The sequence below is a fragment of the Variovorax sp. Varisp36 genome, assembly GCF_047304235.1.
In the GTDB taxonomy this organism is placed as follows: Bacteria; Pseudomonadota; Gammaproteobacteria; order Burkholderiales; family Burkholderiaceae_C; genus Variovorax.
Genome location: NZ_JBGLYU010000009.1, coordinates 83,669 through 95,008 on the forward strand (window position 1 = coordinate 83,669; position 11,340 = coordinate 95,008).

An 11,340-nucleotide genomic window follows, 5' to 3' on the forward strand; every position below is an offset into this window, starting at 1 on the left:
CGTTTGGCTCCTGTCTCAGCCGCCCGCCGCGAGTTCGCGTTCGAGCACCTTCGGGTTGTCTCGCCAGCGTTCCAGCCATTCCTGCGCCACGTCGCCGGGATACACGTCCTCGACGCCGTCGCGCAGTGCCTTGACGATGGCATTGGCCAGCGCGGTGGGTGCCAGCTTGGGCGGCGGCGTGTGCTGGTTCCATTCGTCGTCGATGGGGCCCGGGAACACATTGATCACGCGGATGCCGGCCGGCCGCATCTCGGCGCGCAGGCACTGTGCGAGCGAGTGCGCCGCCGCTTTCGAAGCGCTGAAGGTGCCGTGCGGCGGGAAGTTGCTGAGCGCGTAGATCGACAGCAGGTTGACCCACGCGGTCGCGCCCGTGGCGCCGTCGGCCGAGCGGCCCTTGAGCGCGGGGCCGAACTCCTGCGCGAGGCGCAGCAGACCGAAGTAGTTGATGTCCATCTCGGCCTTGGCCACGTCGGTGCCGCGGCGCGCGCCAATGCCGAAAGTGCGGTGCACCTCCGCGTTGTTGATCACGATGTCGACCTTGCCGCCGATGGAGCCCGCGAGCTCGGTCACCTGCCGGCCGTTGGTCAGGTCCAGCGGCACCAGCGTGACTTGCGGCAGCACCGAGATGTCGTCAAGCCCATCGCCCATCTTCTTCCACGGCTCGGCATGGCCGACCCAGACGATGTCTGCGCCGGCCTTGACCAGCGCACGCACGATGGCCTGGCCGGTCTCGGTCTTCCCGTCGGTCACCAGCACCTTGCGGAACTTTGGGTCGCTGGTCATCTCGCGCAGCATCTTGTCGTCGGCCATATGGGGACTCCCTTCAATCGGAAAACCAATGAGAACGGCCTGCCCGGCTCGATCGAGCCGGGCGCCGACACGCACACGCTCAGGCGCATCGCCGACCTCGCCATGCAGGTGGACCATGAGCGTCGGGCCGGCATCCAGATGCACCAGGCCCAGCCGCCAGGGCAGCCGCTCGCGGAAGAACAGGTCGTTGCTGTGGTGCAGCGTGGTGCTGCCGAGCAGCTCGCCCTCGCCGCTTTGCTGCCGCCAGCGCAGTGCGGCCGAAAGGCACTTGTGGCAGACCTCGCGCGGCGGGTACTGCACCGTGCCGCAGTCTTCGCAGGTCTGCAGTTCGAAGCGGCCTTCGGCGGCGGCCGCCGTGAGGCCGAGCGCCACGCGGCCGCGCGCGCCGGGCGGCAGGTTCATCTGCCGGGTGCGCAGCACCGGGTTCTTGCGCGGGGGGCGCATCAGGGGCATCGTCATGCCGATCTCCCGAGAATGACGGCGCCTGTGCACAGGCAGCGGTCGTAAGTGACCATGCCGAAGCCGGCGACGAGGCCCAGCCGGGCGTTCGGCACAGCGCGTTGTCCGGCTTGGTCCGTGAGCTGCCGGATCGCCTCGACCATGCCGAGGAAGCCGCCCGCTGCACCGGCCTGCCCGGCCGAGAGCTGCCCCCCGCTCGTGTTGTTCGGAAAGCTGCCGTCGAAGGTCATCGTGTGCGACTGCACGAAGGCCGGGCCCTCGCCCTTCTCGCAGAAGCCCAGATCCTCGAACTGCATCATCACGATGACGGGATAGTCGTCGTAGGTCTGCACGAAGTCGAGTTCCGCGGGCTGGACGCCGGCCTGCGCGTAGAGGTCGTCGCGGTCCTTGCGCCAGCCGCCCTGCACCATCACCGGGTCTTCGGCATAGGCGTTGTGGCGCTCGATGGCGCCGCGGATCACCACGTGCGCAAGACCGAGGTCTCGCGCGCGCTCCTCGCTCATCACGAGGAAGGCATCGGCACCGGCGCAGGGCATCACGCAGTCGAAAAGATGGATCGGGTCCGAGATCGGCCGCGCGGCCATGTACTCGTCGAGCGTGAGCGGCTTCTTGAACATCGCGTTCGGGTTGCCGAGCGCATTGGTGCGCTGGTCCACGCAGATACGGCCGAAGTCCTCGCGCTTCGCGCCGTAGGTGCGCATGTAGTTGGCGGTGATGAACGCGAAGATCGAGTTCGGCCCGCCCGAGCCGTAGGGGTAGCTCGCATCGCGCGCGAAGTTGCTGAAGCTGCCGAGCGTCTGGCGGAAGGAGTCGACGTGGTTGGTGTCGGCGCCCACGCAGGCCACGATGTCGGCATCGCCCGCCTGCACGGCGCGCGCCGCGCGGCGCAGGCACATCACGCCCGAGGCGCCGCCCGTGGGCACGTGGTCGAGCCAGCGCGGCGACAGGCCCAGGTGCTGCGTGACGCCCACGGCCGTGTCGGGCGCGAGCGAGAAGCTGCTCAGGCAGAGGCCGTCGATCTGTTCCTTGGCCACGCCGCTGGCTTCGACCAGCGCCTCGATGGCCTGCCCGATGAACCAGTGCGCGGTGCGCGTGGAGTAGCGCACATAAGGCACCGTGACCGGCACGGCCACCGCAACGCCTTCGTAGGAGAGCCGCTGCTTCGTCATGCCTGCCTCTTTTTCATCGCGCGCGTGTCGATGCAATGGCTCTGCCCCGGCAGCGACTGCGCCATCTCGCGCAGCTGGCCACGCTGGATCTTCTGCGACGGCGTGAGCGGCAGCGCATCAACGAAGGCCACGTAGCCCGGCGCCTTGTAGTAGGCCAGCTGCGCGAGCGCATGCTCGACGATGCTGGCGGCGAGCTGCTCGCGCTGCGATGCATCGGCGCCTTCGCGCACCACGATGCAGGCCAGCACCTCGTCGCCGCGCACCGCGTCAGGCGTGGCGGCCACGGCGGACGCCTTCACCGCCGGGTGCTGGTTGAGCACGCTCTCCACTTCGACGGCCGAGATGTTCTCGCCGCTGCGGCGGATCACGTTCTTCTTGCGGTCGACGAAGAAGAAGTTGCCTTCGGCATCGCGGCGCACGAGGTCGCCGGTGTGGAACCAGCCGCCGGCCCAGGCTTCGCGCGTGGCGTCGTCGTCCTTCAGGTAGCCCGAGAAGAAATAACGCTTCGGGTCGCTGCCGGCCGAACGCACCAGCAACTCGCCGGGTGCATCGACGCCGACTTCATCGCCGTCTTCACCCACCAGGCGGATCTCGACAAAGTCCTCCTGCCGGCCGAAGCAGCTGGTGCCCACGAGCCGCGGCTCGCGATTTGCCATGATGCAGGCGGCCGCACCGGTCTCGGTCATGGCCCAGGCCTCGACCAATGGGAAGCCGAAGCGCTCTTCGAAAGGTGCGTGGTTCTTGCGGTCCACACCAGCGCCGAAGCCCCAGCGGATTGCATGCTCCCTGTCGGCCGCAGACGCGCTGGCCGACAGGAGCATCGCCGGCATCACGCCGAGGTAATGCACGATGGTCGCGCCGCTTTCGCGCGCGCTGGCCAGCCAGGTCTTCGGATGGAAGCGGTCGAGCTGCACCAGGCAGCCGCCCGCGACCAGCACCACCATGGTGGAGAACGCCATCGCGTTCATGTGGTTGAGCGGCAGCGGCGTGATGACGCGCTCGGCGTCGGGCCGGATGCTGCAGACACCGTCGAGCGCGGCGTACCACTCGCCGGCGCGCAGGAAGTAGGCATTGCTCAGGATGCAGCCCTTGGGGCGCCCGGTGGTGCCCGAGGTGTAGAGCAGGCCGCATTCGGTGTCGACGCCGATGCGCTCATGGGCTCGCGGTGCAATCGTCTTCGCGCTGGGCACCGCGTCGTCGGGCCCCATCGTCTCGAAGGCCACGCCGGCCTGCGCAGCCGCAGCGCGCAGGTCGCCGGCACGTTCAGGCAGCGTCACGGCCAGGCCGATTTCGCTGTGGCCGATCAAATAGATCAGTTCCGCCGAGCGCATCTCGGCGTTGATCGGCACCACGCTCACGCCCAGGGCGTTCAACGCGAACCAGTGGAAGAGGAATGCGGGGCGATTCTCCAGCAGCATCCCGACACGGTGGCCGTGTCCGTACCCGGCTTGCGCATAGGCCGCGCGCAGACGCTCGACCTCGGCCGCGGCCTCGCCCCAGCGAATGGCGCCGGCTGAAATACCGTAGGCAGCCGCGGTCACCGATTCGGTGAACAGGAAATCGGCCCGCGGCGTGCGCACCGCGGTGGCCGCGAAGACTTGATGGACGGTGGCGTGTGTCATCGCGTCCCTAGATGAAAAGCTGCACGGCTGGCAGCGCCGCGTCGCAGTTGAGCAGGTTGACGCGCTTGAGCGTCATGCGCAGCGCGCCGTCCTGCACCGTGAGGTGATGGAAGAAGGTGCCGACGTAGAACTGAAGCTCGTCGCCCTGCGATTCGGTGTAGTGGAATCCAGTGCGCACCACGAAGCGGTTGGCCTCGGCGTCGAATTGCTCGACCACCGGAACCTGCAGCAGGTGGTGGCAGCGGCTCGGCGGCTGTTGCGAGAAGGCGCGCGGGCTCTTGAGGCGCTCGATGCGCAGTTCGCGCAGCAGCTTGTCCTCGTAGAGATGCGAGGTGTGGTTGAGGCCGTCTTCCTGGTCGGGAACCAGCGGCACCCAGTAGAAGGCATCGTCGGTGAAGAGTGCGTTCCACTCCTCGTAGCGGCGCGTGTCGAGCAGGTGCGCTTCGTTCACGACGAAATCGATCAGGACCTGGCGGGTGACTTCGATGCCGGCCATCACATGGTCTCCGTCATGCGCTGGACCCATGCGCGGTACTGGTTGCGCATCGGCAGCTCGTTGGTTCCGCCCGTGGTGATCTCTCCGCCCTTCAGCTCCGACGGGTCGTAGTTGCGATGCAGGCTCACCCACTCGTTGCCGCTCGCATGCAGGCCTGCCTGCATGCCGCGGTAGGCCTGCAGGTCGTCATGCCCCACCACCGAGAACGGCGAGTTGATGAGCCGGTTGTACATGGTGGTGCGCTGCAGCAGCTCGGGCGGCGCGCCCTTGAGGCGGAAGGTCCAGCTCTCGATCAGCGTCCTGTCGGCCGAGATCGGCTTGACCACGCGGATCGCCTGGATCGCGCCCTTGATCGTGAGGTTCGGGTAGTACACCGTGTTGTGGCGCGCCATGCCGAGGATCTGCGCGGTTTTTTCCTCGCCGTAGCGCGCCTTCATGGCGTCGTCATAGGCCGGGATCGCCTTGTACTTGCTGTGGATGCTGAAGTGCACGCCCGTGAAGCTGTGGCCGTTGTCGTAGGTGCGGATGCCCATGTCCTCGAAGAACTTGTAGTCGGACATGAAAGGCACGAACTGCTCGACCGCCATGGGCTTGGGCTCGTCGGCGGGCTTGTCGGCCCACATGCGCTTGGCGGTTCCGGCCGAGGATTCGTGCGCCACCATGGGGTGCATGGTGTCGTTGAGGTTCTCGACGAACATCTTCCAGTTGCACTGGTGCATGAAGCGCAGGCAGCCGCCCGCGATCTCGAGTTCGCCCTCGGGCGAACGGTCGGCCATGTTGTCGATGGAGCTCAGCGAGTCGCCGAAGTAGTCGTCGAAGTCCGGCCCGGCGTCGTTGATCTTCACGAAGATGAAGCCGCGGTGGCTGCGCACGTGCTTCAGCGTCGTCAGGCCCTTGGCCGATTCGCACGCGTGCAGTTCGGTGTTCTCGTAGCCGGTCTTCAGCGGAATGGCCAGCAGCGAGCCGTCGGTCTTGAAGGTCCAGGCGTGGTACGGGCAGCGGAAGAACTTGCCGGTGTTGCCGCAAGGTCCGTTCACCAGCCGCGAGCCCTTGTGCGCGCAGCGGTTCATCATCGCGCGCACGCTGCCGTCGGCGTGGCGAACGACGATCAGCGGACGACCGGCGATCTCGTTGCTGATCCAGTCGCCGGGCTTCGGCAGCTGGCTCTCGTGGCCGACATAGTTCCAGGTGTTGGCGAAGAAGTGCTCCTGCTCCAGCTCGAACAGTTCCTGGCTGGTGTACAGATCGCGGTGCACCTGGTCGTTGCGCACCAGCGCGCGGACGGCTTCAGGGTTGTCTCGGTATGAAGGCATGGTTCTCGTGGCTCCTTCAGAGGTCGAGCACCAGGCGCGCACCTTTGGCGCGCGAGATGCAGATCTGGATGACGTTGCCGGCCGCTTTCTCGCGGGCGGTGAGCACGTAGTCGCGATGCTCGATCTCGCCTTCGATGACGGGCACGGCGCACACGCCGCATTCGCCGCGCTTGCAGTCGAACATCGGGTCGCAGCCGTGCTCGATCAGGCAATCGAGGATGCTCTGGTCGGCCGGCACTGTGAAGCGCTGGCCCGACTGGGCGAGTTCCACCTCGAAGGGCTGGTCGCCCGCTTCCGCGACCGGCTCGGTGAAGAGTTCGAAGTGCACGCGGTCGTGCTCCCAGCCGCGCGCCTGGGTGCGGGCCAGCACGGCGTCCAGCATGACCTTGGGGCCGCAGACATAGAGGCGGTCGCCAGCGGGCACGCCGTCGAGCAGCGCGTCGATGTCGAGAGGCGCACCGATTTCGGCATCGGCGTGCACGCGCAGGTCTTCGCCGAGCAGCGCCTGCAGCTCGGGCAGGAAGGCCATCAGCTCGCGGCTGCGGCCGGCGTAGTGCATTCGCACCGGCACCTCTTCGGCGCGGCGGCGCGCGGCCATGGTGGCAAGCGGCGTGACGCCGATACCACCCGCCACCAGCACGGTGCCGCCGGGACCGGTGTGCAGCGGAAAGTCGTTCTTCGGCGCCTCGATGGCGACCGTATCGCCTTCTTTCAGCTGCTCGTGCATGAAGCGCGAGCCGCCACGGCCTTCGGCCTCCTTGCGCACGGCGATCACGTACTCGGTTGGTGCGTTGGTGGCGTTGCGCGCGGTCGCGAAGTTGATGAGCGAGTAATGGCGCCAGTCGGTCTTGCCATCGGGCAGCGACACCTGCACGCGGATGTGGGAGCCGGCCGCGAAGCCTGGCAGCGCGCGGCCGTCTTCGGCGCGCAGGCGCAGCATGCGGATCAGCGGATTCAATGCCCGCGCTTCGACGACGCGCAGCGAGAGGATGGCGGAGGGTGCGGTCATCTTCGTTGTCTCTTCGTCAGGCCAGTGCGTGCAGCGCCAGTGCAGCCTGCAGCTTGTGGCCGTGTTCGTCGGCCAGTGCCGCGTCGCGCAGTTCGCGCAGCGTGGCCGGTGCCAGCCCCGCGCCGGCGCGCTCGACGGCACGCATCACGGTGTCGTAGTTGCGAACGCCGCGCTCGTGCGTGTCGCTGTAGCCCTTCACGAGCCGCTGGCACTGCGCGAGTTCGACGGCGAGCTCCGGGTTGCGCTGCGCAGTCGCGGCGATGCGCTGCAGCCATTCCTCGATGCGGCGGTTCTCTTCGGCATAGCGCATCGTCGACAGGCGCCAGCGCTTCATGGCTGCCACCGTGCGCAACATCAGGTAGCCGCGCAGCGAGCTGGTCCGGATCACGCGGCCGTGCTGCGTGAAGCGCTCGACGAGCTTCTTCGGCAGCGTCGAATCCATGAGCCAGCGGCCGATGCCACCCGGCAGCGTCTCGCAGATTTCCTGCAGGCGTGGGTGCATGTATTCGTTGATGGCCAGCACCTGGCCCGGCTGCACCCGCGCCTCGCCTCGCACGCGCTCGAAGCGGGTCGCGCGGGTCTTCAGGGCCGCGACGCGGGCGGTGTCTTCGTAGGACATCCAGAGCGCAAGATGGCGCGCGGTTTCACGCAGCAGCCGGTGGTCGCCGGCCGGCAAGGCCGCCATGCGGTCGAGGTACAGGCCGGCGTAGGCCGGGTCCTGGTAGTCGATGAGGCGGCGCACGCCTTCGAGCAGGAAGTCTTGCGCGGCAGCCGGAAAGTCACGCTGTACGCGCTCGACCAAGGCACGCACGGCCGGGTGGCGGGGTTGCGGTGCCGGCGTGGCGAGCGGGGCCTCTTTCACCGGCTCGCCGTCGTCGCCGCCCTGCGCGCGGGCGAATGCGGCACCGAAGGCCTTGAGGCTGGGCTTCACACCTACGCCGCCGCGTTCGATCGTCGCCTCGAACTGCGCACGGCTGAACGGCAGCACGCCTGATCCTGCCAACGCACCAAAGAGCACAGCGCTGATCACGCTGCCCGAAGCCTCGGCCGCCTGTGCCATGTCGAAGCGGATGAAGCGCTTGGCGGCCCGCGCCGTGTGCGCGAGCAACTGGTCGCTGTCGACGCGGCCGTCACCCAGCGCACTCTTCTCCGCGATCGAGAACACGCGGTGCGTGGAGGCGATCAGCGTGGTGCGGTCGTTCGTGACCAGCCCGCGCTGAACTGCGCGTCCGGCCTCCATAAGCTCCGACGCCAGCACCACGTCGACATCGCCCGGCAATGGCATCAATGCGAGCACGGGTCGGCCGCCGTCCGCCTCGGCCTGCGCGCTCGGATAGAGCTCGACGTAGTAGATGGTTGCGCCCGTGCGCTGCGCCACGCCTGGCACCGACGTGGTCTGCGCCACGTAGCCATTGGCCTCGCCCATGTCGACGATCCAGTCGGCCAGAACGCCGCCTCCCTCCCCGCCCATGGCGAGGATCGCGATCTTGATCGGGCTCATGGCTCCCCCCCAGTCTTGCTCACTTCGTGTAGCCGCCAACCCCCTACCGGGGCCGATACCTGCGGCCCGGCAAAGCCGGTTCCGCGGCATCCCTGGCACTTCGACGCAATGTCTTCGCTTTGCATGGAGGGACTCATTCAGAAGGCATAGGCTTCACGGCGACGAGCCTCGCCGCGCTGCAGCCAGCCGATGACGGCAGCGCGCACACGCTCGCGCAGCAGGTCCCAGCGGCTCGGGTTGCTCACGATCTGCGCCTTGTAGAACGAGGGGCACAACACGGCGGCGTGCGAAACCTCGCCGCACACGCCGCAACCCACGCAGCTGTCGAGCACGGTCGCGACCGGGTCGGTGCGCAGCGGATCGGGGTTGGGCTTGATCGACAGCGACGGGCAGCCCGACAAGCGGATGCACGAGTGGTCGCCGGTGCAGGTGTCGGCGTCGACGCCGAACTTCTCGCGCACCATGCGCTTGCCGTCGGCGATGGCCTTGCGTACCAGCGGCTTCTCGCGGCGTTGCTTGTTGAGCATGCATTCCGACTGGGCGATCAGCACCTTCGGGCCCCGGGTCTTGGTGGTGAGCGCTTCTTTCAGCGCATCGCGCATGCCGGCGACGTCGTAGGTTCGGCGCAATGTCTTGACCCACTCGACGCCCACGCCGCGCACGGCGCGCTCGATTTCGTGGCCGGTGCTGCGCGTCTTGTTGACGGCGTTCGACGAGAGGATGTCCTGCCCGCCCGTGGCCGAGGTGTAGTTGTTGTCGACGACGATGGTGAGGTTGTCGCTCTTGTTGAAGACCGCGTTGGCCACGCCGCTGGTAAGGCCGTTGTGCCAGAAGCCGCCGTCGCCCATCATCGAGATCGCGCGCTTGCCGGCCGGCGCGTTGAGCGCGGAAGCACCTGCGCCGCCGAGGCCGTAGCCCATGGTGGTGTTGCCGATGTTGAAGGGCGGCAGTATGGAGAACAGGTGGCAGCCGATGTCTGCGCTCACGTGGTGCGGGCCCAGTTCGCGCTCGACCAGCTTCATGGCGCTGAAGATGGGGCGCTCGGGGCAGCCGGTGCAGAAGCCCGGTGGACGGGCGTGGACCACTTCACCCAGCGCCGTGGACGGCAGTGCGGGCTCGGGCGCGGCATCGACGCCGATCGCTGCGACCTCCACCAGAGGGATCACCTTGCGCACGGGGGCGGGCACCGGCAGCGGCGCGAGCCGGTCGTAGCGCTCGCAGAAGCTGCGTGCGCCCTTCAGCAGTTCGGATGCGGTGTACTCGCCGGCCACGAGCAGCATGTCCTTGCCATGCAGCGCGGTGGTGGAGCCGGCCTGGCGCAGGATGGTCGCGAGGTTCTGCTCGACGAAGTTGGGCTGGCCCTCTTCCACGACCAGCACTGCGCGCTTGCCTTCGCAGAAGCGGATCACCTCGCTCTCGATGACCGGGTAGGCCACGTTCATCACGTAGAGCGGCACCTGCGTGTTGCCGTACACGTCGGCCAGGCCGAGCCGCTCGAGTGCGCGCAGCAGCGTGTTGTAGCTGCCGCCCTGCACGATGATGCCGATGTCGTCGGCGTCTTCGGAGAAGAATTCGTTGAGCTGGCGCTCCTCGATGAAGCGCACGGCCGCGGGCCAGCGGTCCCGCACCTTCTCCTGCTCGTGCACGAAGCTCGCGGGCGGCAGCACGATGCGCCCGACGTCGCGTTGTGGATTCTCGAGCGCGTCCTTCAGCGTGAACTTCGCGCGCTTGTTGTCGCCGGCGATGAAGTGGCCGTGCACATGGCAAGCGCGGATGCGCAGCTGCAGCATCACGGGCGTGTTGCTGGCTTCGGAGAGATCGAAGCCCTGCTTCACCGCATCGACGATGCTCGGCAGGTTGGGCCTCGGGTCGAGCAGCCAGATCTGCGACTTCATGGCGAACGCATGGCTGCGCTCCTGCATGATCGACGAGCCCTCGCCGTAGTCCTCGCCCACGATGATGAGCGCGCCGCCGGTCACGCCGCCCGACGCCAGGTTGGCCAACGCGTCGGAAGCCACGTTGGTGCCCACGGTGGCCTTGAAGGTGACGGCGCCGCGCAAGGGGTAGTTGACCGACGCCGCAAGCGTGGCGGCAGCAGTGGCTTCGCTTGCACTGTTCTCGAAGCGGATACCCTGCTCGGCAAGGATGTCCTGTGCGTCGGCCAGCACATCCATCAGGTGCGAGATGGGCGCGCCCTGGTAGCCCGCCACATAGGAAACTCCGGATTCGAGCAAGGCCTTGGTGACCGCCAGAATGCCCTCGCCACGAAAGACATCTCCGCCAGAAAGCCTCAGCTTCTTGACTTCTTCGACGAACGAACGCTCAGCCATTGGGGGTCCTTCTTCCTTCGCGTGGGAGGATGCGCTTCAGGTGCCACATCACGCTTCCTATAATGTTGACAAATGAATGTATCCACAATCATGAATTACCCTAGACATGCAAGCCGCGTGCCCGCGGCGACTGTGAGGTGCCTTCATGGCTGAACCAGATCCATCCACCGAATCGCATCGCTTCGTCGACGACTACCTGCCGGCGCTGCTGGCACAGGCCAGCCAATTGATTTCCTCGGAGTTCCATGAGGTCGCGCGGCAGCAGGGGTTCTCCGTGTCGGAGTGGCGCGTGATGGCATCGCTTGCGGGCAGCGAGCCGATCAGCATCGGCCAGCTCGCACAGGTGACTGTCACCAAGCAGCCGACGGTGACGCGGCTGCTCGACCGCATGGAAGCGCGCGGACAGGTCGAACGCCTGCCCCATGAAAGTGATCGCCGCATCACGCTGGTGCGCATCACGCGCAAGGGGCTGAAGGCGGTCGAGCATCTGATGGAACTCGCGCGCGACCACGAGCGGCGCGTGCTCGAACCCTTCGGGCTGCGGCGCGCCGAAGAGCTCAAGCAGACGCTGCGGCAGATGATCGACCTGCATGTGCACGTACCGGTCGAGGGGCCGGAAGAAGACTGAGTC

At 67.3% G+C, this 11,340-nt stretch carries 9 protein-coding genes; 1 reads left to right on the top strand and 8 read right to left on the bottom strand.

Annotated elements, in window-relative coordinates:
* Positions 1-15: 15 nt before the first annotated feature.
* The 8 genes from ACCD11_RS08195 to ACCD11_RS08230 form a co-directional block, all read right to left on the bottom strand.
* The gene (locus ACCD11_RS08195) at positions 16-1,269 is read right to left on the bottom strand and encodes an SDR family NAD(P)-dependent oxidoreductase (RefSeq protein ID WP_413313448.1); all 1,254 of its coding nucleotides are present in this window, start codon (positions 1,267-1,269) and stop codon (positions 16-18) included.
* A complete protein-coding gene (locus ACCD11_RS08200) occupies positions 1,266-2,438 on the bottom strand; it encodes a thiolase family protein (RefSeq protein WP_413313449.1) in 1,173 nt (390 codons plus the stop codon). Before ACCD11_RS08200 ends, ACCD11_RS08195 begins: the two co-directional genes overlap by 4 nt.
* On the bottom strand, positions 2,435-4,060 hold the full coding sequence (locus ACCD11_RS08205; RefSeq protein WP_413313450.1) for an AMP-binding protein: 1,626 nt from the start codon (positions 4,058-4,060) through the stop codon (positions 2,435-2,437). Before ACCD11_RS08205 ends, ACCD11_RS08200 begins: the two co-directional genes overlap by 4 nt.
* A gap of 7 nt (positions 4,061-4,067) precedes the next feature.
* Complete coding sequence (locus tag ACCD11_RS08210) at positions 4,068-4,556, bottom strand: aromatic-ring-hydroxylating dioxygenase subunit beta (RefSeq protein WP_413313452.1); 489 nt, start codon at positions 4,554-4,556, stop codon at positions 4,068-4,070.
* Positions 4,556-5,869: an aromatic ring-hydroxylating oxygenase subunit alpha gene (locus ACCD11_RS08215; RefSeq protein WP_413313454.1), complete on the bottom strand. Its 1,314-nt coding sequence runs from the start codon at positions 5,867-5,869 to the stop codon at positions 4,556-4,558. The genes ACCD11_RS08210 and ACCD11_RS08215 overlap by 1 nt, the downstream gene beginning before the upstream one ends.
* Positions 5,870-5,885: 16 nt before the next feature.
* On the bottom strand, positions 5,886-6,878 hold the full coding sequence (locus tag ACCD11_RS08220; RefSeq protein ID WP_413313456.1) for a PDR/VanB family oxidoreductase: 993 nt from the start codon (positions 6,876-6,878) through the stop codon (positions 5,886-5,888).
* 16 nt (positions 6,879-6,894) lie between these two features.
* Positions 6,895-8,379: an indolepyruvate oxidoreductase subunit beta family protein gene (locus ACCD11_RS08225; protein ID WP_007831261.1), complete on the bottom strand. Its 1,485-nt coding sequence runs from the start codon at positions 8,377-8,379 to the stop codon at positions 6,895-6,897.
* A gap of 137 nt (positions 8,380-8,516) precedes the next feature.
* Positions 8,517-10,709: a thiamine pyrophosphate-dependent enzyme gene (locus tag ACCD11_RS08230; protein WP_413313458.1), complete on the bottom strand. Its 2,193-nt coding sequence runs from the start codon at positions 10,707-10,709 to the stop codon at positions 8,517-8,519.
* A 145-nt stretch (positions 10,710-10,854) separates the two neighbouring features.
* On the opposite strand from ACCD11_RS08230, the gene ACCD11_RS08235 reads away from it, so the two are divergent.
* Positions 10,855-11,337, top strand: coding sequence for a MarR family winged helix-turn-helix transcriptional regulator (locus ACCD11_RS08235; RefSeq protein WP_007831268.1), 483 nt, complete (start codon positions 10,855-10,857; stop codon positions 11,335-11,337).
* The last annotated feature ends 3 nt before the right edge of the window (positions 11,338-11,340 follow it).

Excerpts from the sequence above, each read along its gene's own strand:
- ACCD11_RS08195 (WP_413313448.1), bottom strand. The coding sequence starts at position 1,269 with ATGACGATGCCCCTGATGCGCCCCCCGCGCAAGAACCCGGTGCTGCGC.
- ACCD11_RS08210 (WP_413313452.1), bottom strand. The coding sequence starts at position 4,556 with ATGGCCGGCATCGAAGTCACCCGCCAGGTCCTGATCGATTTCGTCGTG.
- ACCD11_RS08225 (WP_007831261.1), bottom strand. The coding sequence starts at position 8,379 with ATGAGCCCGATCAAGATCGCGATCCTCGCCATGGGCGGGGAGGGAGGC.
- ACCD11_RS08215 (WP_413313454.1), bottom strand. The coding sequence starts at position 5,869 with ATGCCTTCATACCGAGACAACCCTGAAGCCGTCCGCGCGCTGGTGCGC.
- ACCD11_RS08235 (WP_007831268.1), top strand. The coding sequence starts at position 10,855 with ATGGCTGAACCAGATCCATCCACCGAATCGCATCGCTTCGTCGACGAC.
- ACCD11_RS08220 (WP_413313456.1), bottom strand. The coding sequence starts at position 6,878 with ATGACCGCACCCTCCGCCATCCTCTCGCTGCGCGTCGTCGAAGCGCGG.
- ACCD11_RS08205 (WP_413313450.1), bottom strand. The coding sequence starts at position 4,060 with ATGACACACGCCACCGTCCATCAAGTCTTCGCGGCCACCGCGGTGCGC.
- ACCD11_RS08200 (WP_413313449.1), bottom strand. The coding sequence starts at position 2,438 with ATGACGAAGCAGCGGCTCTCCTACGAAGGCGTTGCGGTGGCCGTGCCG.
- ACCD11_RS08230 (WP_413313458.1), bottom strand. The coding sequence starts at position 10,709 with ATGGCTGAGCGTTCGTTCGTCGAAGAAGTCAAGAAGCTGAGGCTTTCT.